This window comes from Halorubrum marinum (assembly GCF_048381195.1).
In the GTDB taxonomy this organism is placed as follows: Archaea; Halobacteriota; Halobacteria; order Halobacteriales; family Haloferacaceae; genus Halorubrum.
In genome coordinates, this window is the sequence record NZ_JBLWMM010000005.1 from 42,767 (window position 1) to 63,156 (window position 20,390).

Consider the following 20,390-nt stretch of genomic DNA (forward strand, 5'->3'; position numbering starts at 1 on the left):
ATCAACGTATCGGCTCGCGACGCTCGAACCGCGATAATCGCGCGGCGAATTTGCCCTCGGAACCACGCGTCGAACGCGTTCGTCGAACTGTGGCTGACTCCTCACTCCGTGAATTGCCGGGGAGTTCAAGGGCTCTGGCCATAGACCGACTCCCATGGACGATCGGATCCCGGTAACCGTGCTCTCGGGGAGCCTCGGAGCGGGAAAGACGACGCTGTTGAACCACCTCCTCACGAACGCCGGCGACCGCGATATCGCGGTGCTCGTCAACGACATGGGAGACGTGAACGTCGACGCCGAGCTGATCGCCGAGGAGTCAGAAGTCGATATTGAGGGGGTCACGGAGCTGTCGAACGGCTGTATCTGCTGTGAACTGCAGGACGACCTCGAAACCGCGGTGGTCCGGCTCGCCAACGAGCGCTCGTTCGACGCCCTGATAGTCGAGTCGTCCGGGATCTCCGAGCCCGCGCCGGTCGCCCGATTATTTACTACGGAGTCGCGCGCGGCCGCCCGCTACCGGGTCGACGCGCTGGTAACCGTGGTCGACACGCGCCAGTTCCTCGATTCGTTCGCTGGCTCCGAGACCCCCGAGCGACGAGTTAGCGAAGGTGACGCGGTCGACGGCGACGACGAAACCCGCCCGCTCTCAGACCTCCTCGTCGAACAGATCGAGGTGTCAAACGTGGTTGTGTGTAACAAAGCCGACCTCTGTACCGACGACGAGATCGACGAGGCGGTCGATCTCGTGGGCGCGCTTCAGCCCGATGCGGAGGCGATCGTCACCGAGTTCGCCGCGGTGGACCCCGAGCGACTCCTCGATGTCGGTCTGTTCGACGAGCACGAGGTCGGGGCCCTCCCGGGGTGGAAGCGCGCGCTCGCGGACGCTGCGGAAGATCACGGACACGAGGTGGGTGACCACGACAGTCACGAAGCAGACGGCCGCGCCCACGATCACCGCGAAAACGACGGCGGGCACGCCCACCGCCACCCGGACGAGGTGTACGGCGTCACCTCGTTCACCTATCGCCGTCGGCGACCGTTCCATCCCGATCGGCTCGCCGCGATCCTCCGCGACCTCCCGCCGTCGGTCGTCCGCTCGAAGGGGACTCTCTGGGTCGCCGGTACCGACCAACGCCAGCAGGTCGGGCAGGCGGGTCTCTCGGTCCGCGTGGGAGCGCTCGGCCCGTGGATCGCGAGCCTGCCGGCGGTCGAACGCGATATGCTCCGGTCGAACCGTCCGAACCTCGACTGGGACGACGAGCGAGGGGACCGCCTCACGGAGTTCGTCGTCATCGGTACGGAGATGGACGAGGCCGCGCTCGTCGGCCGACTCGACGACGCGCTCGTCACCGACGAAGAGTGGGGCGCGCTCCGCGAACGCGGTGACGAACTCCCGGGCGAGACGACTGGAGGCGAGTTCCCCTTCCCGACCGAGCAGGGCGAAGAGATCGCACTCCGCGAACCCTGAGTCGCCGAGTGTCGTCGAGTCGCCGAGTGTCGTCGAGTCGCCGAGTGTCGTCGAGTCGCCGAGTGTCGTCGAGTCGCCGAGTGTCGTCGAGATACCGACGCTGCCGCTCAACAGGCACACCCCGTGCCGCTGGCGCGCTCGAACCGCATCCGCCCGTCGCAGTCCGGACATCTCGGCGTCCCCTTGTTATCGCGCGGGAGCCCCTTCTCGTCGACGTCGACGTCGCGGACTCGAACTCCGCAGTCGTCACACCAGTACGACCCCTCGGAGCCGTCGTCCCCGGCGGTCCCCGGCGCTCGCTCGGTTGACGACTCCAGGAAACCGGTTACCGTGTCGAAGATTCCCATGACGTCGTTTTAGCGTGGTGTATGGTATACTCGATCAGTGGTGTGCGATTCACACGCACAGACGCGAGCACTCGGATCACAGCAGCGGCACCGTGAGCCCGACGAGGGCGACCCCGATCCCGAGCGCGGCGTAGAGCAGCCGTTCGAATCGCGGTCCGGGCGGGAGCGGACCGGCGTCGAGCGGCGGCGCAGACCGGACGAACTGCGCGTACGCGACGGCGACGAGCCCACAGAACGCCACCGCTGACAGCGCCAGCGACGTCGACAACGCGAGCCCGTACGAGAGACCGTATATCGGCCCAAACGACATAGTGAGCATGAACGCGAGCCCGACGCTGACGAGGAACGGAACCGGATCGATCCGGTTACCGTGTCGATTGTGAACGCGCAACTCGAACGCCATGCCCATTCTACGCTCCGCACGGACAAGAGCTAAGTGGGGGTCACTATCATTCGGCGTATGAGCGAAGAGCCGAAGGGGATCCGAGACGGGGTCGAGGAGTCGAAGGGGGACCCACGGCTGCTGCTGATACTGAACGCGATCCTCTCGGTGTGGTTCGCGTGGACCGCGATGTGGGGGCTCGACCTCCTCGATATCGCCGTGCTCACGACGACGAACGTCGTCACGCTCGCGCTGATCATCTTCGCGTTGACGTACGTCGCCGTGTTGCGGTAGCGACGTCTGTTGCCGTGTCGCGGTGAGCGAGAGGCGGGGGCTTGACCGAGCGCGTCGCGACCGACCGCGACTACCGCCGTTTGGCACCCTTTAAGCCGAACGCGGCCGCGTTTCCGATAATGACGATCGAAGACCGCGACGACGCGTACCTCATCACCCACGCGCTGGCGAAAGACACGCTTTCGCGGCTCCGCGACGTCGAGACCGAGCAGGTCGCGTTCCGCAAGGGCCTCGTGAAGCTCGGGCGGATCTGCGGCTACGAGATCATCGACGGCGCGATGGAGACGGAGTACGTCCCCGTCCAGACACCGCTACAGGAGACGACCGGTGAGCGCGTCAAAGGGCTCGACGACGTGGTCATCATCAACGTGCTCCGGGCCGCGACCCCGTTCGTCGAGGGCCTCCTGAAAGCGTTCCCGCGCGCGAAACAGGGCGTCATCTCCGCCGGACGCGACGAGGAGGCCGGGATGAACGACGACGGCGAGTTCCCGATCACCATCGACTACGTCAAGCTGCCCGAGATCGGCCCCGACGACACGGTGATCGTCGCGGATCCGATGTTAGCGACCGGCTCGACGATGTGCGCCGTCCTCGATCACATCCTCGCGGAGGCCGAGGACTTCGAGGACCTGTTCGTGCTCTCGGCGGTCTCCGCGCCCGACGGGCTCGTCCGCGTGAGCGACGCGGTGCCGGAGGCGGACCTGCTGACGGTCGCTATCGACGACCGCCTCGACGACGACGGATTCATCCTCCCCGGACTGGGCGACGCCGGCGATCGAGCGTTCCGCACGGTCTGACCGCGATTCCGACACTGCGGCCATCGCTCACTTTCGACTTGGTCGCCGACGTACCCCGCTCGACCGCGTCGACGTACTTTTAAGAACTACCCCCGCGACCGATCCGTATGAGCGACGCGCCGACGAACGACCCCTGCGACAGCTGCGGCGAGCCGACGACGGACGCGCTCTCGCGGACGGTCAGACTGAGCGTCGACCGGGCGAACATCGACACCCAACGGCTCTGTCCCGACTGCTTTGCCGACTGGATCCGGCGGTATCAGGACCGGCTGGGGTCGGGTCCCGACGACAGCAACGGGAGCTCCGAGATCATCGTCGACTGAGCGGCGGGAGGCTCGACCCTTTTAACCCTCTATGGCAACGTCCGTCCCGACCGCCCGTCTTAAGCCGCGCCGGGACGGACGGAAGCGTAATGGATTTCGCCATCGACGCCCCGGCGCCGTCGGCGCCCGACTGCGCCGCCGACGGCACGTGGCTCGCCTGCATCGAGTGCGACGAGACGTTCGCCCCGTTCGAGGACGTTCGGTACACCTGCGACGAGTGCGACGGTCTCCTCGAAGTCCGCTACGACGACCCGCCGACGTTCGACGAGTTCGGCGCGGGCGCCCCCTCCGAGGGTCCCGACCGCGGCGTCTGGCGGTACCGCGAGGCGCTCCCGTTCGACCTCGGCGTGACGCTCCCCGAGGGCGACACCCCGCTTCACCGCGTCCCCCGGATCGAGGAGGCTGTCGGCGTCGACACGCTCCGGATCAAACACGAGGGGATGAACCCGACCGGCTCGTTCAAGGACCGCGGGATGACCGTCGGCGTCCGCGTCGCCAAGGAGCTCGGCGTCGGCGCGCTCGCGTGCGCCTCCACGGGGAACACGAGCGCCGCGCTCGCGGCCTACGGCGGCCGCGGCGGCATGCAGACGCTCGTCCTCCTGCCGCAGGGAAAAGTCGCGGCGGGGAAGGTCGCGCAGGCGAGCCTCCACGGGGCCCGCATCCTCGAAGTCGACGGCAACTTCGACGCCTGTCTCGACATCGTCCAGGAGCTGGCGGCCCGCGGCGAGGCGTACCTCCTCAACTCGCTGAACCCGTTCCGCCTGGAGGGGCAGAAGACGATCGGCTTCGAGATATTGGAGGAGTTTCACGCCGACTACGGAACCTTCCCGGACCGGATCGTCCTCCCCGTCGGCAACGCGGGCAACACCTCGGCACTGTATAAAGGATTCCGCGAGCTGGTCCAGTCGGGGGCGCTCGAAATCGACGAGGTGCCGAAGCTCACCGGCGTGCAGGCCGACGGCGCCGCCCCGATGGTCGAGGCGATCGAGGAGGGGAACGACGAGATCCGCCGCTGGGAGGAGGTCGAGACGCGCGCGACCGCGATCCGCATCGGCAACCCGGTCAACGCGCCGAAGGCGATCCCGGGCATCCGAAACACCGGCGGTACCGCGGTCGCCGTGAGCGACGACGAGATCACCGCCGCGCAGCGTCACCTCGCCAGCGAGGGCGTCGGCGTCGAGCCCGCGTCCGCCGCGAGTCTCGCCGGTCTGAAGAAGCTCCGGAGGCAGGGGGTCGTCGGCGACGACGAGCGCGTGGTCTGTCTGACGACCGGGCACCTCCTCAAGGACCCCGAGGCCGCCTACGAGGCCGGTGGCGACCCCGAACCCGTCCCGAACGACGTGGGTGCGGTGCTCGACCACCTGCACGGATAAGTGGGGTGAACTCTGTCACTCCCAGTTGTACAGCGCGTCTTGGAACACCTCCTCGACGTCTTCTTTCGTCACCGGTCGCGGGTTACATCGAAGCAGCCGCTGCTGGCTCTCCACGGTGCGCTCGGCGAGTTCTTCGGTGTCATCGACGGTGATCCCGGCCAACTCGTTGAGTCCGCTCGGGAGCACGTTGAGGTCGCGCTGGAGGCGGACGAACTCTTCGCGGGCCTCGTCGGCCGCGTCTCGCGTACTCATTCCGCTGGTGTCTGCGCCGAGCATCTCGGCGACCGTGGCGAATCGCGGCGGGTCGCTGGCGACGTTGTAGCCGAGCGTGCTCGCGGGCGTCAGGGCGGCGATGGTCTCCCCGTGGTAGGTGTGGTAGTTGTTGCCGACGGGGTACGCCATCGCGTGTGCGAGGCTCGCACCGGCGGTGAGTCCGGCGATCGCCCCGAACAACGCGCCCTTCAACATCGCGCCGCGCGCCTCGATGTCGTCGCCGTTGTTGACGACGCGGCGCACGTTCGACGAGAGGAGGTCGATCGCCTTCTCGCTGAACATCTCCGTGAACCCGGTGCGCCCGGCGTACACCGGACGATCGGCGGGGTCTTCGGGCCGGAGCAGGTCGTCGTACCGGTGCGTGGTGTACCCCTCGATCGCGTGTCCGAGCGCGTCCATCGCGGTTTTGGCCGTGAGATCCGGCGGGAGCGTCGTGGTGAGCGTCGGATCGAGCACGGCGGCGTCCGCCCGGACGTGCGTGCTGGAGATTCCCTCTTTGATCTCCTTGTCGGGCACCGAGAGGATCGCCACGGGCGATATCTCTGACCCCGTCCCCGCCGTCGTCGGGAGCAGAACGAGCGGCGCTCCCGACTCGGTGAGTTTCTCGCCCGCGCCGGTCGGCGCCGCCACGTAGTCGAGCACCTCGCCGCCGTTGGCGACGATCGCTCGCGTCGCCTTCGCGGTGTCCATGGAACTCCCGCCGCCGAGTCCGAGATAGAAGTCGTATCCGTCCTCGCCCATCTCCTCGCGGACGAAGTCGATACACTCCTCGACGGCGCCGATGCTGGGCTCGCGCTCGACGCCGTCGAACACGTCGACGTCGAACCCGTCTGCCGTCAGTTCGTCGGCGACGCGATCGACGTGACCGAGAGAGACGAGGTCCTCGTCCGTCACTATCAGTCCGCGGCCGTCGCCGGTGAGACCGAGCTGCCCGAGCTGGTAGCCGAGCTCGTCGGCGGCATCCGCTCCGACTCGGATCGCCGGCATCCGGACCTCCCAGACCGTTTCGGGCGACAGCTGGTGCGGGTCGGCGGAGACGGAGCGCTCGTAGCTCACAGCCCCCACCCCGGCTGGATCGACGCGAACTGCTCGGGATCGTGTCCGAACACGACTTCGGCGTCGTGGCGTCGCTCCAACTCGCGGATCCGATTCATGCTCTCGGCCCACTCCGTCTTCCCCCACACGAGGGGGCCGCCGAGCGGAACGTCGTTCTCGTAGTTCTCGTCCATATACACCTGATCGCCGGTGAACACGACGGTTCCGTCCGAATCGAGGTGTATCACGGAGCCGGTGAGCCCCGGCGTGTGGCCGGGGAACCGAACGAACTCCAGGTCGGTGAAGTGCTCCTCGCGGTCCCGGTGGAGCACCTGCCAATTAAGATCGTGGTCGAAGTCGTCGAGGACGTACGCGGCGCTCCCCTCGTCGGTCTTCGCGCTGTAGTACGCGAACTTCAGCTCCTCCTCGTGGACGTACACCGGGGTGTCGGTGCCCGCGAAGAACTCCAGACCGCCGGCGTGATCGAGGTGGAGGTGACTCTGGAACACCGCGTCGATGTCGTCGATATCATATCCCGCGTCTTCGAGGTCGTCGTCGAGTCGGTGCTCGCTCGCGTCGTGCGGATAGAACGCCTGGGTGAGACCCTCGGGCCAGTGGCCGTCGGCCGCGTCGTGATGTGAACCGGTGTCCCAGAGGACCGTTCCCTCCGGGTGATCGATGACGAGGTTCCACACCGGAATTTCGCCGTACTCGGTGTCGGGGTTCGGCTCGTCGTGGCTCCCGATGGTGTTCGCCTCCATCATATAGTTCATATCGCAGTACAGCCCTCCGCGGTCGATGACGTGGACTTCGGCGTCTACCATTACGTTGGATAATCATCATAATCCGTGATAAACGTACCTCCCGCGACACGGACACGTCTCTGTTGCTTCGTTGCGAAATCGACGCGGCACGGCTTGAAACGGCCGTAGACGGCGAAAAAACTGCGGTAGATCCGCTTCCGTGACGATCTATTCCGCCGGCCGCTCCTCCGCCTCGTCCAGCGTGATCTCGGTGACCTCCACGATCCGGTCGTCGGCCAGCAGCGCTTCGATGGCCTCGTCCGGCACGTCCTGGTCGAGGTTGTAGACGGTGAGCGCCTCCCCGCCTTGCGTCTCGCGGGCGTTGTACATCCCGGCGATGTTCACGTCGTAGTCGCCGAGGACGGTGCCGATGAGCCCGATGACGCCCGGCTCGTCGGTGTTGCGCGCGACCAGCATGTGCCCGTACGGGACCGCGTCCACGCGGAACCCGTCGATCCGGACAATTCGCGGGTCCTCGCCCGCGAACAGCGTTCCCTCGACCGCGATCGAGTCCTCGCCGTTGTGCACGGTGACGCGAACGATGCTCTGGAAGTCGTCGGTCTGTCGGGTCTTCGACTCCGTCACCTCGATGCCGCGCTCCTCGGCGAGCCGCGGCGCGTTCACGGCGTTCACCTGCCACTCCAGCGGCTCGAACACGCCCTTCAGCGCCGACGCCGTCACGAGTTCGACGTCCTCGGCGGCGATGTCGCCCTCGTAGGCCGCCTCGACGCTCGTGATGCGGCCGTCGAGCAGCTGTGCGGCGACCTTCCCGGCGGTCTCCGCGACGGCGATGTACGGCTTGATCCGCGGGAACGCCGTCTCGTCGACCGAGGGCGCGTTGAGCGCGGTGAGCACGGGCTCGTCGTTGAACGCCGCGATCACCGCTTCGGCGGTGTCGACGGCGACGTTCTCCTGTGCGGCCTCCGTCGACGCGCCGAGGTGTGGCGTCACGACGATGTCTTCGACGTCGAGCAGCGGCGAGTCCTGCGAGAGCGGCTCCTCGGCGAAGGAGTCGAGCGCGGCACCCGCGAGGATGCCGTCGTCGACCGCCTCGGCGAGCGCGTCCTCGTCGACGATGCCGCCGCGGGCGCAGTTGATCAGGTAGCCGCCCTCCAACTGGGCCAGTTCGTCCTCGCCGATCATGCCTTCCGTCTCGGGCAGGAGCGGAGTGTGGACCGTCGCGAAGTCGCCGCGAGCGAGCGCCTCGGGGAGGTCCTCCACGAGCTCGGCGCCGAGCCGATCCGCGCGCTCCTCGGAGATGTACGGGTCGTAGACGACGAGATCCATCCCGAGCGAGTCGAGTCGCTTCGCGACTTCCTGGCCGACGCGGCCGAGCCCGATGATGGTGAGCGTCTTGTTGTTCACCTCGGTGCCGAGGAACTCGCCTTTCGCCCACTCGCCGCCGACGAGGCGGCCGTGCGCCTGCGGGATCGAGCGCGCGACGGCGAACGTCATCGCGACCGTGTGCTCGGCGGCCGCGCGGACGTTCCCCTCGGGCGCGTTGGCGACGATGACGCCGTGGTCGGTGGCGGCCTCGAGGTCGATGTTGTCGACGCCGATACCGGCGCGTCCGACGATAACCAGATCGGAGGCGGCCTCGAAGACGGCCTCGTTCACGTCGGTTCCCGACCGGACGATGAGCGCGTTGACGTCGCTGACGGCGTCCAGCAGCGCGTCGCCGTCGACGTCGTAGTCCGTTTCGACCTCGTAGCCGGCGTCTCGGAGTCGGTCCAACCCCGCCTCTGCGATGGGGTCGGTCACGAGTACCTTCATGGACGGATCCACCGGCGGCGCGAGGTTAACCCTTTCCTCATCGCGCCGTTTTGCCGCCCCGATCGATCCGCTATCGTGGATATCGAACCCCTTTGTTTCCGGTGGAAAATGGTCGTTCGTGTGTATCCGGATCGCGGCGGTGCACGCGCCGGTCGCGACGATTCCCCGCGCTCGCCGACCGCTCGGCGGTACTGCCTTTTATACGGCCACGTATGACGGCGTATGGACCTCACGATCGCCTTCGTCGGCGTCGCCGCCATCGTCGTACTGACGGGGATCAGCGCCTTCTTTTCCAGCTCCGAGCTCGCCGTCTTCTCGGTCGCGAGCCACCGGGTCGACTCGCTCGTCGCCGCGGACGTCCCCGGTGCGAGAGCGCTCGCGGCGCTCCGCGAGGACTCACACCGGTTTCTCGTCACCGCTCTGGTGAGCAACAACGTCGCCAACATCGCCGCCGCCTCGGTCGCGACCGCGGTGTTCGTTCGATTCGGCTACTCGGCGGGCGGGGCGGCGACGGGGTCGACGCTCGTCACCTCGCTTTTCGTCATCGTCTTCGGCGAGATCGCGCCGAAGTCGTACGCGGTTGCCAACGCCGAGAAGCACGCGTTGCGGGTCTCGCGCCCGGTCGTCGCGATTCAGCGGATCGTCCGTCCCGTCTTGTACGTGTTCGAGGCGCTCTCCGGCGTCGTCAACCGGTTCACCGGTGGCGAGTCCGACATCGAGTCGTACCTCACCCGCGAGGAGATCGAGACGCTCGTGCTCTCCGGGGAGGCCGCGGGCGCGCTCGACCCCGACGAGGGGGCGATGATCCGCGGCGTCCTCGACCTGGAGTCGACGCGGGTGTCCGCGGTGATGGTCCCCCGCACCGAACTGATCGCGCTGCCCGACACGGCCGGGATCGACGACGTGCTCTCGACCGCCGCGCGCGAGGGCGTCACCCGGATGCCGATATACGGCGAGAACCGCGACGACGTGGTCGGGACCGTCGACGTCCGCGACGCGCTTCGAGCCGCCGAGCGCGGCGATCCCCTGGCGAGCGCGCTCCGCGACCCGACGTTCGTCCCCGAGACGGGGTCGGTCGACGAGCTGTTCGCGGAGATGCGGTCGAGCGGGCTCCGGATGGCTATCGTCGTCGACGAGTTCGGTGCGGTCGTCGGTATCGTCACGCTCGAAGACCTGATCGAGGAGGTCGTCGGCGAGCTGGTGGGCCGCTTCGAGACCGACCACGTCGACGTGGTCGACGCCGACACCGCTATCGTCCGCGGGTGGACCGCCGTCGCGCACCTCAACGAGGCACTCGGACTGGCGCTGCCGACCGGCGGCGGCGTCGATACCGTTGCGGGGCTGATTACCCAACGGATCGGCCACATTCCGTCTGAGGGCGACGCGATCGTCGTCGGCGACGTGACCCTCACGGTCACTGGCGCGACGCCGACGCGGATCACTCGCGTTCGCGTCGAGCATCCGGGTGCGGACTCGCTCGCCACGGAGGACGGCGATGACGGCGACGCGGTCGCGGCGTGACCGGTGACGCCGCTGCGGGGTAATCGGCGACCCCGCAGCCGCCGAAACGCGACGCCCCCTCAACAGAGCCCGAACGTCGCGACCGTCTCGTACACCGGCCCCTCGCTCGTCGGCGTCGACGACAGCAGGCGGATCTCGTCGACCTCGAACTCGCCGATTTCGGGACCCCGCTCGCGGACGACCTCCTGTACAAGTCCCTTCCCCCGCGCGTCGCTCATCCGGGCGAGCGTCACGTGCGGAGTGAACGCGCGGTCTTCGGGGTCAACGCCGAGTGCGGTCGTCTCCGCTTCGAGCGCCTCGTGGAGCGCTGTCAGCTCCGCACTCCCGTCCTCGACGCCCGCCCACACGACCGAGACGTAGTCGAGGCTCGGGAAGACGCCGAAGCCGCGGACGGCACACGCGAACGGGTCGACGTCGGCGGTCTCGACCGCGCGGTCGCCGGCCGCGACCACGTCGTCGAGGGTCGGGCTGTCGCTCTCGTCGTCGCCGTCGTCGCCGTCGTTGTCGCCCTCGTCGATCTCGCCGAGAAATTTCAGCGTCACGTGCGTCCGTTCGGGGTCCACCAACCGCAGTCCGTCGGCCCCGTCGAACGCGGCCTGTGCCTCCGCGACTCCCGCCGTGAGGCCGTCCGGGAGGTCGACAGCGAAAAACGCGCGCATTATCGAGTACGGATCGATCGCGTTCGCTTATAAATCGTTGATGACATGCGGAACGGGTTCGAAAGAGCGGCCGTTCGCTTATAAATAGCAAACAGCAGATCGACGGTGAACGCCTCCAAAGCCCCAGCCGCGACGACTCGAAGCGCTCGCTTGCCGCCAGCGCTACCCGCCGGCGACGCCACCGCATTGTTCGTTTATACGTGGTCGCCACCGACTCCCTTGTTCTTTATAATCGCTCCCGCAGCGTCGTCGCGGTCGCCTCGCCGACCCCGTCGACGTCGGTGAGGTCGTCGACCGAGGCCGCTCGGACGCTCTCGACGGAGCCGAACCGACGAAGCAGTCGGCGGCGCGTCTGGGGACCGATGCCGGGAACGTCGTCGAGGACCGTCTTCACCTCGTCGCGGACGGTCTGGTGGTAGGAGACGGCGAAGCGGTGGGACTCGTCGCGCACTCGCTGGAGCAGGTGGAGCTCCGGCGCGTCGTCGGGCCACCGCTGTGCGCCCGTCGGCGTCACCACCAGCTCCTCGGCCTTCGCGAGCGCGACGACGGGGACGTCCCACCCGGTCTCCGCGAGCGCGTCGCGGGCGGCTCCGAGCTGTCCCTCGCCCCCGTCGATCAGCAGGAGGTCCGGGTCGGAGCGGTCGTCCCGGCCCTCGACCGCGCGCTCGGCGCGCCACCGGACCAGCTCGCGCATGTTCGCGTAGTCGTCGTTGCGGTCGGTGAGCTTCTTTCGCCGGTAGTCGGCGGTCTCCGCGCTGCCGTCCACGAAGCAGACGTCGGAGCCGACGACGGCGGTCCCCTGCGCGTGGCTCACGTCGAACCCCTCGATCCGCGCCGGGCGATCGATCGCGAGCCGTTCGCCGAGCGCACCGACGGGGTCGTCGCGGCCGTCGCGCTTTCTGGCGTTTTTGAGGGCGAGCTCGACCAGCCTCGACTCGCGACCCGCGCCCGGTACCCGGACTGCGACGCCTTCCGCCTCCAGCCACTCGATCACGTCCGGATCGCTGGGCCGCTCCGCGAGCAGCACCGCGTCTGGGAACTCACGCTCGGCGTAGTACTGGGTGAGGAACGCCGAGAGGACGGCGGCGGGGGTGTTGGTCTCGGAGTCGGCGGACCCGGTCCCGTCGCTCCTGCCGTCGCCCCCGCCTTCCCCGTCCCACACGGCCGCCGCGTCCAGCCGGTGCCGACTCCGATCGACGAGCTGGCCGCGCTCGCTGTGGAGCCGGGCCACTCGCGCCTCGTCGCCCTCGACGGCGGCCGCGAGCACGTCGACGGTCCGGTCGTCGCCCCGGTCGCTCACCGCGTCGCCGCCCTCGCCGTGGAACGCCTCGACCGCCTCCAGCCTGTCCCGCAGGTTCGCGGCGCGCTCGAACTCCGCGCTCTCGGCCGCGGCTTCCATCCGCCGACGCAGGGGGTCGGCGAGGACGCCCGTCTCGCCCTCGAAGAACCGCCGTGCCGCCGCCACGTCCTCGCCGTAGCTCTCGGCGTCGATCTCGCCGGTACACGGCGCCGAGCAGATCCCCATCTCGTAGTCGAGACAGGGGCGCTCGCGGTTCGCGTACTTGTGGTCCGAACACCCGCGGAGTCCGTACTCGTCGCGGATCGCCTTTATGACCGTCTCCACGCGTCCCTTGTTCGTGAACGGGCCGTAGGCGACCGCGCCCTCCTCCGGGTCGCGCGTCACCTCGATCCGCGGAACCGGGTGATCCGTGAACGCGACCAGCGGATACGACTTGTCGTCTTTCAGCCGGACGTTGTACCGCGGCTGGAGCCGCTTGATGAGGTTCGCCTCCAAGAGGAGCGCCTGCGTCTCCGTGTCCGTCACCGCGAACTCGATCCGGTCGGCCCGCCCGACCATGTCGCGGATCCGCCCGGACCGCGGGTCGGCGTACGATCTGACGCGATCCCGGATATCGACCGCCTTGCCGACGTACAGCGTCGTCTCGCCGGCACGGAACTGGTAGACGCCGGGCTCGCTCGGGAGCGCTCCGGCCCGCTCGCGCACGGCGTCGGCCTCCATTGGAACGTGGTAGCCGCCGAACGCGTTTGAACGCTACGGGCGCGGATCGCCCGGTTCTCGCCTCGTTTCTATGGCACCGCCGATTATCAATGGTGATTCTTAGGCGGGACGGTTTATCTAGGTGGTTCGGCGACGGTCACGTAGATATGCGGGGACTTCGAGAGACGCTTCGTCGCGCGCTCGGACGGGGAGAGAACTCCCGATCGGTTCCGGACGGCGGCGTCGTCGTCGAGGGTTCGGACGAACGGGGAAGCGTGAACGCCGGCGGCGGCATCGACGCGATCGACGACGAGACGCACACCGTCTCCGGGGCGTCGGGTACCGACCGTGCCGAGACGCTCGCGAGAGCCGGCTTCCAACAGGTGTTCGACGCGACGGGCGTCCCGATGTTCATTCTCGATTCACGGGGAAACGTCGCCGAATGGAACGGGTCGATCGTCTCGCTCACGGGAACCGAACGCGAGGACGCGATCGGCCACGGCCACGTCTCGGAGCTGTTTTACCCGGACGGCCGCCGGGCGGACACGCTCGCCGACAAGGTGCTCGACGCGCCGGACGCCGCAGACGAGGTGTACGGCGTCGAACGCTGCGCCTCGGCGCGGAACCGCTACCGCGACACCAGCACGATGGTCGACCACCACGGCGACGAGAAACACATCGAGTTCACGGCGGCGCCGCTGTACGACGGCGACGAACTCGTCGGCGTCACCGAGACCGTTATCGACCGGACGGAGAACGTGAGCCAGCGGGACGCGACGAAGCGGTTGATCGCGGAGATCCGCGAGACCGCCGAGGAGATCGGCGGTGGAAACCTCGACGCCCGCGCCGTCCGCCACGAGGAGTGTGAGATCCTCGACGAAGAGCTGCTGGCGGTCGTCGACGTCGTCAATCGGATGGCCGAGAACCTGGAGGACCTCTCCGAGAGCGTCTACCGGCAGGCCCGGGAGATCGACGGCACCGTCGAGGAGGCGAGCGACGCCGCCGGGGACATCGCCGAGAACGTCGAGGAGCAGAACGAGCTGTTAGAAGAGAGCGTCTCTGAGATGCAGTCATTTTCCGCGGGGATGGAAGAGGTCGCCGCGACGGCCGATCAGGTCGACTCCGCCGCCGTCGCCGCCAGCGAAGCAGCGGACGAGGGCCTCGACGCCAGCGAGGACGCCCGCGAGGCGACCGAGGACGTCGTCGATATCGGCGACGAGCTGGTCGAGAGCGTCGGTGCCCTCTCCGAGCGAATGGACGACATCGAGGAGGTGATCGAGGTCATCTCCGACGTCGCCGACCAGACTAACCTGCTCGCGTTGAACGCTAACATCGAGGCCGCGCGCGCCGGTGAGGGCGGCGACGGCTTCGCGGTCGTCGCCGAGGAGGTGAAGAAGCTCGCCGACGAGACCCGCGGCTACACCGAGGAGATCACGGAGAGCCTGGCCGAACTGCAGGCGCAGTCGGACGAGACGTCGACGGCGGTCGAGCGCTCGCACGCGCGTATCGACGACGCGGGCGCGGAGATCGAGACCGTGCTCGACTCGCTCGACGAGATCGCCAACGCGGTCGACGAGGCGGCCGCGGGCGTCGCCGAGGTCGCTCGGACGACCGACGACCAGGCCGCGACCGTCGAGGAGCTCACCGCGTCGCTGGAGGCGGTCCGCGAGCGCTCCGATCGGACTCGGGAGGCGACCGATCGCATCGTGCGTGCGACCGAGGACCAGGAGGCTGCGGTCGACGAGCTGATCGCCCGCGTCGAGCGGCTCGACGCGAGTCAGTAGCGGGGCGGGACGCTCGGGCCATTGGTCGGGCGGATACCCCGCCGCCGAACGTTTAACCCCGCCGAGCCCCTGTTTCTCGTATGTCCGCTACGCCGCCCGGACCAATCGGCGATCCCCTCTTCGGCAACGGTCGACAGTACGCCGCCGACCCGTTCTCGTTCATGCGCGCCTGCGCCGACAGCTACGGTGACGTCGTTCGTTTCGACCTCGGCCCTCGCGAGACGTACATGCTCACGAACCCGACCGATATCGAGCGCGTCCTCGTCTCCGAGGCCGAGCGCTACCGCAAGCCGCAGTTCGGCGACGACGCGATGAACACCCTCCTCGGCGAGGGGCTCCTCCTGAGCGAGGGCGAGACGTGGCAGCGTCAACGCAAGCTGGCGAACCCCTCCTTCCACAACCGGCGGATCGGCGCGCTCGCTGGCCCGATGGTCGATCACACCCGGTCGCAGCTCGCCGACTGGGCGGACGGCGAGGTCGTCGACATTCAGCTGGAGGTCGCGCGGCTCACCGTCAAGATCATCGTCTCCGCGATGCTCGGCGCCGACATCACCGACGAGGAGGTCAAGACGGTTCAGGAGAACTTGGAGCCGCTCGGCGCGCGATTCGAGCCCGACCCGCGGCGCTTCCTGATTCCGAACTGGGTGCCGACCCGCGAGAACCGCGAGTTCGCCGCCGCCGTCGACACCCTCGAATCCGTGATCGACGGCATCGTCGAGCGCCGCACGGGCACCGAGCGCGACCCCGCGGTCGACCCGGCCGGACCCGACGGCACCGCGGTCCGTGGCCCGCCGGGCGATCCAGAGGGCGACGTGCCGATGGACCTGCTCTCGGTCCTCCTCCGCGCCCGCGACCGCGGCGAGCAGACCGACGCAAACCTCCGCGACGAGCTCGTCACGATGCTGCTCGCCGGGCACGACACGACGGCGCTCGCGCTCACGTACACCTTCTACCTGCTCTCGAACCACCCCGAGGCTCGGGCGCGGGTCGAGCGCGAGGCCGAGGCGGCGACCGGTGGTGGTCGCACAGCGGACGACGCGACCGCCGCCGGGACCCCGACCGCGGCCGACGTCCGCGAGATGACGTACACGGAGCGCGTCCTCAACGAATCGATGCGGCTCTATCCGCCCGTGTACACCCTCTTCCGCGAGCCGAAACTCGACGTGAAACTAGGGGGGTATCGGATCCCCGAAGGGGCGGCGCTGATGTGTCCGCAGTGGGTCGTTCACCGGTCGCCGCGGTGGTACGACGACCCCGATACGTTCGACCCGGGTCGGTGGACGCCGGAGCGCCGGAGCCGACGCCCGCGGTTCTCGTACTTCCCGTTCGGGGGCGGTCCGCGCCACTGCATCGGCAAGTCGTTCTCGCTGCTGGAGGCGAAACTCATCCTCGCCGAGGTCTGCTCGCGGTACGAGCTCGAGTACGAAGGGCCCGAGCTCTCGCTGCGCGGTTCGCTGACGATGCATCCCGACCACCCGGTGCCGATGCGGATCCGCGAGCGCTGATCGGCTCTCGATCAGCGAGAGCCGTCTTCCTCCCGGACGACGACCGGTTCCTCATAAGTCGATCGTCGCGGCAACCTCGCGAAATTCGGGGTCGTACGCGTCCAGCGCGTGGACACGCCATCGAATCGGATCGAACTCGGCGGCGACGAGATCGGCCACGACGCCCGGCTCGGGGTTGCCGCCGCGCGCCAGCGTGACGTGTGGGATGAACCGATCTCCCTCGATCCCCTCGATTGCGCCGTAGGCGGCACAGAGCCGACGGTGCAGCCGAACGAGTCCGTCGCTCTCGACGGCGAGATACACCACCGGGCGCGAGCCGGACGCCGGCGCGTCGAAGACGTCGATCCCGGTCACCGCGACGTCGAACGGATCGATACCGGCGAGCAGCGGGCGAAGGTCGTCGCGCAGCGCCGCGAGCGCGTCGGGCTTCGGGAGGCCCGCTCGATCGACACCCGTGACGCGGTCGGGGACGTCCTCGACCCCGAACCGCTTGCAGACGAGCGTGTGTCTCCGTCGCACGCGATCGAAACCCGAGAGTTTCGGGTGGAGATCGGTCGCGAGACGACGAACGGACGGCGGCAACGGGACGTTGAGGCTAAACATGAATTGGGGCTCGTCTGGCCGTCGTCTCTCGATTCCGTCTCGCATCGGAGAGGGGACATGCACCGGGTGTCTGTCGGGGGATGTGCACATGTGTCATGTACTTGCTGTACCGATCTCCACACGAAGCGCCGCGTTCAATCGATAGATCGGCCGCACTCGCGCTCCCGCTCGCGGCGGTGCCGCGTTCCATGTCCGTTTACCGCGGTCGGCGGGTATAAACCTCGTCGCCGAGGGCGCTCTCGAGGCGCTGCTTTCTCTCTCCCCGCTTCCGCACGCCTGCTCGACGCCGCCTCCGCTCTCGATCTCGTTGCGCGATCACGCGATTAAAAGCCCTCCCGTAACGAACGGGGCGTATGAGCCTCATCGCGTTCGACTTCGACGGCACGCTGTCCGACTCCGAGATGACGGTCCTCCTCGCCGAGCGGGCGGGCGTCGCCGACGAGGTGGCACGGATTACGGAGCGGGCGATGAACGACGAGCTCAGCTACGCCGAGAGCCTCTACCAGCGCGCGGAGCTGCTCGGCGGGCTCGACGAGGACGCGGTCGCCGCGGCGTTCGAGGAGGTGACCCTCCGGCCGGGCGCCGGGGAGCTGATCGAGCGGCTGCAGGCCGAGGGCCACCACGTCGCCGTGCTCACCGGCGGCTTCGACCGCGGCGTCGCCCGCGCCCTGGAGAAAGAGGGTGTTGCGGCCGACACGATCGTCGCCAACCGCCTGCCGATGGTCGGCGGCGCGCTCACCGGCGAGGCGGAGGGACCGCTCATCGAGGGAACGAAAGACGACGCGCTGGCGGAGCTCGCGGCCGATCTGAGCGTTCCGATGGAGTCGACGGTCGCGATCGGAGACGGGGCCAACGACCTGCCGATGCTGGAGGTCGCCGGACTCGCGATCGGGTTCGTCCCGAAAGATGCGGTCCGCCCCGTCTGTGACGCCGTCGTCGCCTCGATGTTCCGGCTCGGGAAGGTGCTTGAGAGCCACGGCGTTCTGTCCCCCGCGGAGTGAGTCCACGGTCAGGTGAACGGGGACAGAGTCGGGTTGTTCTCGGCGCGCGAACCCTCGCCGTTCACACTGTTTGGACCAACCCTTAATCAGTCGCGGAGCGAATTTCGTTCCATGAACGGCGTTGTCGGGGTGGATCGATGCTCCCCACGCTGACGTACCTGCAGTTCCATCTCGTCTTCAGCGTCCCGCTTCTGGCGGCGCTGTGGTACCTCGCCCCTCGGTACGACGCGCTCCGCCAGCGGCGCGCGGCGGCCGGGATCGCGATCCTCGTCGCTATCGCGTACGCGTACACGACGCCGTGGATCAGCTATATGATCCGCAGCGGCGCGTGGTGGTACGCGGACGGCGCCGTGCTCGTCCGAGCGCTGTCGATCCCGCTTGGAGAGTACCTCTACTTCGCGATCCAGACGCTGATCGTCGCGTTCACGCTCCACCTGATCGGATTCGACCCGACGTTCCGCGACGGCGACTTCGACTACGCACCCCGGATCGCGGGCGTCGCCGTGGGGTTCGCGATGGTTCCGCTCGGGCTCTGGCTCGTCCTACGCGACCCCTCGTTCCTCTATCTCGGCGGCCTCCTCGCGTGGGTCGGTCCCGTCTTGGCGCTCCAGTGGAGCGTCGGCGGCGGGTACCTCGTCCGGACGCCGCGCGTGTGGATCCCCGCGACGCTCCTTCCCGCGGCCTACTTCTGGATCGTCGACCGGATCGCCATCGAGATGGGGACGTGGGTCATCTCGGCGGAGCACACCACGGGGGTCGCTCTCCTCGGGCTCCCGATCGAGGAGATGCTCTTCTTCGCGGCGGCCGGGCTGATGACGATAAACGGGCTCGTGCTGTTCGAGTGGGTGCTCGACTGGAACGACCGGCGGGCCGCCGCCGACTCGCCGACCAACTCGCCCGTCGACCCGCTCGTCGACTCGCCCGCCGACGCTCTCGACCCAGACGGAGGCGACGACGGGAGGGCGACGTCCGGCACAGAACCCCGACCGGAGCCCGACCCCGACACCGTCGATGACTGAGCTCTCGACCCGCACCGGAGAACGGGACGGGACGACGGGTGGCATCGAGGGGCGATCCGGCGTCGACCACGCGGCCCGGGGCCGATCCAACGTCGACCGCTGGTTCGCGTACTACCCCGCGCTCGCGCTCGCCGCGCTGCTCCCCGTCGGCGCCGTGACCCCGCTATTTCCGGTCGAACTCGGCGTCGCGACGTTCGCGCTCGGCACGCTCGTCGTCGGGATGGCACACGGTGCGGTCGACCATCTGGTCCCGCTCCGGGCCGCGACCGACGTGTCGCTCCGCCGGTCGATCGCCGTCGTCTCCGTCGTCTACGCGGTCCTCGGCGGGGCCGTCGTCGCCGCGTTCTTCCTCTCGCCGGTCGCCGCGTTCGTCGGGTTCATCGCGCTCACGTGGCTCCACTGGGGGCAGGGCGACGTCGCCGCGCTCGTCGTCGCCGGCGTCGAACACCTCCCCACGGCCGCGGAGCGCTGGCTGAGCCTCCTCGTCCGCGGCGGGCTCCCGATGGGCGTGCCGCTCCTCTCGCATCCGGGCGAGTACCGGCTCGTGGCCGAGTGGATGGTCGGCCTCTTCGTCGCCGACGCGAGTGCGGCGGCGGCCGCCGTCGACCCCGTGTTCACATCGGGCGCGCGGCTCGCGGTCGGCGGCGTCATGGTCGCCGCGACGCTCTCGTCGGTCGGCGTCGGCTCCCTCCGCGTTCGTGGGGGAGCCTCGCGACGCGGGTGGTTCCGCGACGTCGGCGAGGTCGGCGTGCTCTGGGCGTGGTTCCTGCTCGCGGCGCCCGTGTTCGCGATCGGCGTGTACTTCGCGCTCTGGCACGCGCTGCGGCACGTCGGTCGGCTCGTCCTCGTCGACCGCCGCGCCGCCGACGCGGTCGGTACCGGCGACGTGCGGGGCGCGCTCCGGCGGTTCGCCCGCGACGCGGCCCCACTCACGCTCGGCGGGTTCCTCGTCGTCGCCCTCGTCGCGCTCGCGGTCCCGTCCGGGATCGCCGCGCCCGGGGACCTGCTCGCCGTGTCGCTCGTCGCCATCGCCGCGATGACGCTCCCGCACGTCGTCGTCGTCGCGTGGCTCGACCGGCAACAGGGGGTGTGGCGGCCGTGACCCACGACCGGATCCACGCTCGCGAACCGTCTCACCACGTCGACCGTTGGACGGTCGGCGTCATCGAGTCGATAGCGGAGCGAGACGGTCACTGCGTCGTGACGGTTCGATCCGAGGCGGGACCGGAGGATTCCGCTGGCTCACCCGATCCGGTCGAACTCGTCGTCACGCTCGCGGTTCGCGACCTGTTCCTGCGTCGACTGCCGATCGCCGACGGGGAGTCGCCCGTCGGCGAGCGCGTCTGGTACCGGAAACACGGCGGATAGATCGGCTTCTGGACCGCTCCTGCGGCGGCCGTTTCGTCCCTCGGCCGACTTCGCCCACCGCTT

General features: G+C 68.7%; 20 protein-coding genes. 12 read left to right on the forward strand and 8 right to left on the reverse strand.

The window, feature by feature from the left end:
• Positions 1–154: 154 nt before the first annotated feature.
• Positions 155–1,468 carry a CobW family GTP-binding protein gene (locus ACNSN4_RS08795; RefSeq protein WP_418285443.1) on the forward strand — a complete coding sequence of 438 codons (1,314 nt, stop codon included), beginning with the start codon at positions 155–157 and terminating at the stop codon, positions 1,466–1,468.
• A gap of 107 nt (positions 1,469–1,575) precedes the next feature.
• On the opposite strand, the gene ACNSN4_RS08800 is transcribed toward ACNSN4_RS08795, so the two are convergent.
• Both ACNSN4_RS08800 and ACNSN4_RS08805 read right to left on the reverse strand, forming a co-directional pair.
• Positions 1,576–1,815: a hypothetical protein gene (locus ACNSN4_RS08800; protein ID WP_418285444.1), complete on the reverse strand. Its 240-nt coding sequence runs from the start codon at positions 1,813–1,815 to the stop codon at positions 1,576–1,578.
• Between the two features lie 76 nt (positions 1,816–1,891).
• Positions 1,892–2,218, reverse strand: a complete 327-nt coding sequence (locus tag ACNSN4_RS08805; RefSeq protein ID WP_418285445.1) for a hypothetical protein — start codon at positions 2,216–2,218, stop codon at positions 1,892–1,894.
• Between the two features lie 57 nt (positions 2,219–2,275).
• Here ACNSN4_RS08805 and ACNSN4_RS08810 point away from each other — a divergent pair, with 57 nt between their 5' ends.
• The 4 genes from ACNSN4_RS08810 to thrC all read left to right on the forward strand — a co-directional run bounded on the left by ACNSN4_RS08810 (position 2,276) and on the right by thrC (position 4,984).
• Positions 2,276–2,491, forward strand: coding sequence for a DUF8107 family protein (locus ACNSN4_RS08810; RefSeq protein ID WP_418285446.1), 216 nt, complete (start codon positions 2,276–2,278; stop codon positions 2,489–2,491).
• Positions 2,492–2,610: 119 nt separating this feature from the next.
• A complete protein-coding gene (upp, locus tag ACNSN4_RS08815) occupies positions 2,611–3,288 on the forward strand; it encodes a uracil phosphoribosyltransferase (protein WP_418285447.1) in 678 nt (225 codons plus the stop codon).
• A gap of 107 nt (positions 3,289–3,395) precedes the next feature.
• Entirely contained in the window at positions 3,396–3,611 is a 216-nt protein-coding gene (locus tag ACNSN4_RS08820; protein WP_418285448.1) for a DUF7569 family protein, read from the forward strand.
• Between the two features lie 89 nt (positions 3,612–3,700).
• Positions 3,701–4,984: a threonine synthase gene (thrC, locus tag ACNSN4_RS08825; RefSeq protein WP_418285449.1), complete on the forward strand. Its 1,284-nt coding sequence runs from the start codon at positions 3,701–3,703 to the stop codon at positions 4,982–4,984.
• A gap of 15 nt (positions 4,985–4,999) precedes the next feature.
• Here thrC and ACNSN4_RS08830 read toward each other — a convergent pair whose 3' ends face one another.
• From ACNSN4_RS08830 to serA, 3 genes are all read right to left on the reverse strand, one after another.
• Positions 5,000–6,313, reverse strand: a complete 1,314-nt coding sequence (locus tag ACNSN4_RS08830) for a hydroxyacid-oxoacid transhydrogenase (RefSeq protein WP_418285450.1) — start codon at positions 6,311–6,313, stop codon at positions 5,000–5,002.
• Positions 6,310–7,116, reverse strand: a complete 807-nt coding sequence (locus tag ACNSN4_RS08835) for an N-acyl homoserine lactonase family protein (protein WP_418285451.1) — start codon at positions 7,114–7,116, stop codon at positions 6,310–6,312. The genes ACNSN4_RS08830 and ACNSN4_RS08835 overlap by 4 nt, the downstream gene beginning before the upstream one ends.
• 147 nt (positions 7,117–7,263) lie before the next feature.
• A complete protein-coding gene (gene serA / locus ACNSN4_RS08840) occupies positions 7,264–8,868 on the reverse strand; it encodes a phosphoglycerate dehydrogenase (RefSeq protein ID WP_418285452.1) in 1,605 nt (534 codons plus the stop codon).
• A gap of 222 nt (positions 8,869–9,090) precedes the next feature.
• Between serA and ACNSN4_RS08845 the strand changes: the two genes are divergently transcribed.
• Positions 9,091–10,389, forward strand: coding sequence for a hemolysin family protein (locus ACNSN4_RS08845; protein ID WP_418285453.1), 1,299 nt, complete (start codon positions 9,091–9,093; stop codon positions 10,387–10,389).
• A gap of 59 nt (positions 10,390–10,448) precedes the next feature.
• Here the strand turns inward: ACNSN4_RS08845 and thpR are convergent, their stop codons facing one another.
• Both thpR and ACNSN4_RS08855 read right to left on the reverse strand, forming a co-directional pair.
• Positions 10,449–11,048 carry an RNA 2',3'-cyclic phosphodiesterase gene (gene thpR, locus ACNSN4_RS08850; RefSeq protein ID WP_418285454.1) on the reverse strand — a complete coding sequence of 200 codons (600 nt, stop codon included), beginning with the start codon at positions 11,046–11,048 and terminating at the stop codon, positions 10,449–10,451.
• A 226-nt stretch (positions 11,049–11,274) separates the two neighbouring features.
• Complete coding sequence (locus tag ACNSN4_RS08855; protein ID WP_418285455.1) at positions 11,275–13,068, reverse strand: excinuclease ABC subunit C; 1,794 nt, start codon at positions 13,066–13,068, stop codon at positions 11,275–11,277.
• A 146-nt stretch (positions 13,069–13,214) separates the two neighbouring features.
• Here ACNSN4_RS08855 and ACNSN4_RS08860 point away from each other — a divergent pair, with 146 nt between their 5' ends.
• Together ACNSN4_RS08860 and ACNSN4_RS08865 are read left to right on the forward strand one after the other, a co-directional pair.
• Entirely contained in the window at positions 13,215–14,831 is a 1,617-nt protein-coding gene (locus ACNSN4_RS08860) for a methyl-accepting chemotaxis protein (RefSeq protein WP_418285456.1), read from the forward strand.
• A gap of 80 nt (positions 14,832–14,911) precedes the next feature.
• On the forward strand, positions 14,912–16,336 hold the full coding sequence (locus ACNSN4_RS08865) for a cytochrome P450 (protein ID WP_418285457.1): 1,425 nt from the start codon (positions 14,912–14,914) through the stop codon (positions 16,334–16,336).
• Positions 16,337–16,387: 51 nt separating this feature from the next.
• Here ACNSN4_RS08865 and ACNSN4_RS08870 read toward each other — a convergent pair whose 3' ends face one another.
• Positions 16,388–16,939 (reverse strand): 2'-5' RNA ligase family protein, encoded by a 552-nt coding sequence (locus tag ACNSN4_RS08870; protein WP_418285458.1) that lies wholly within the window; start codon positions 16,937–16,939, stop codon positions 16,388–16,390.
• A gap of 353 nt (positions 16,940–17,292) precedes the next feature.
• On the opposite strand from ACNSN4_RS08870, the gene serB reads away from it, so the two are divergent.
• From serB to ACNSN4_RS08890, 4 genes are all read left to right on the forward strand, one after another.
• Entirely contained in the window at positions 17,293–17,940 is a 648-nt protein-coding gene (gene serB / locus ACNSN4_RS08875; RefSeq protein ID WP_418285459.1) for a phosphoserine phosphatase SerB, read from the forward strand.
• Positions 17,941–18,077: 137 nt separating this feature from the next.
• Positions 18,078–18,959, forward strand: a complete 882-nt coding sequence (locus ACNSN4_RS08880; protein WP_418285460.1) for a lycopene cyclase domain-containing protein — start codon at positions 18,078–18,080, stop codon at positions 18,957–18,959.
• Entirely contained in the window at positions 18,952–20,061 is a 1,110-nt protein-coding gene (locus tag ACNSN4_RS08885) for a Brp/Blh family beta-carotene 15,15'-dioxygenase (RefSeq protein ID WP_418285461.1), read from the forward strand. Before ACNSN4_RS08880 ends, ACNSN4_RS08885 begins: the two co-directional genes overlap by 8 nt.
• Complete coding sequence (locus ACNSN4_RS08890) at positions 20,058–20,327, forward strand: DUF7861 family protein (protein WP_418285462.1); 270 nt, start codon at positions 20,058–20,060, stop codon at positions 20,325–20,327. The genes ACNSN4_RS08885 and ACNSN4_RS08890 overlap by 4 nt, the downstream gene beginning before the upstream one ends.
• Positions 20,328–20,390 lie beyond the last annotated feature (63 nt).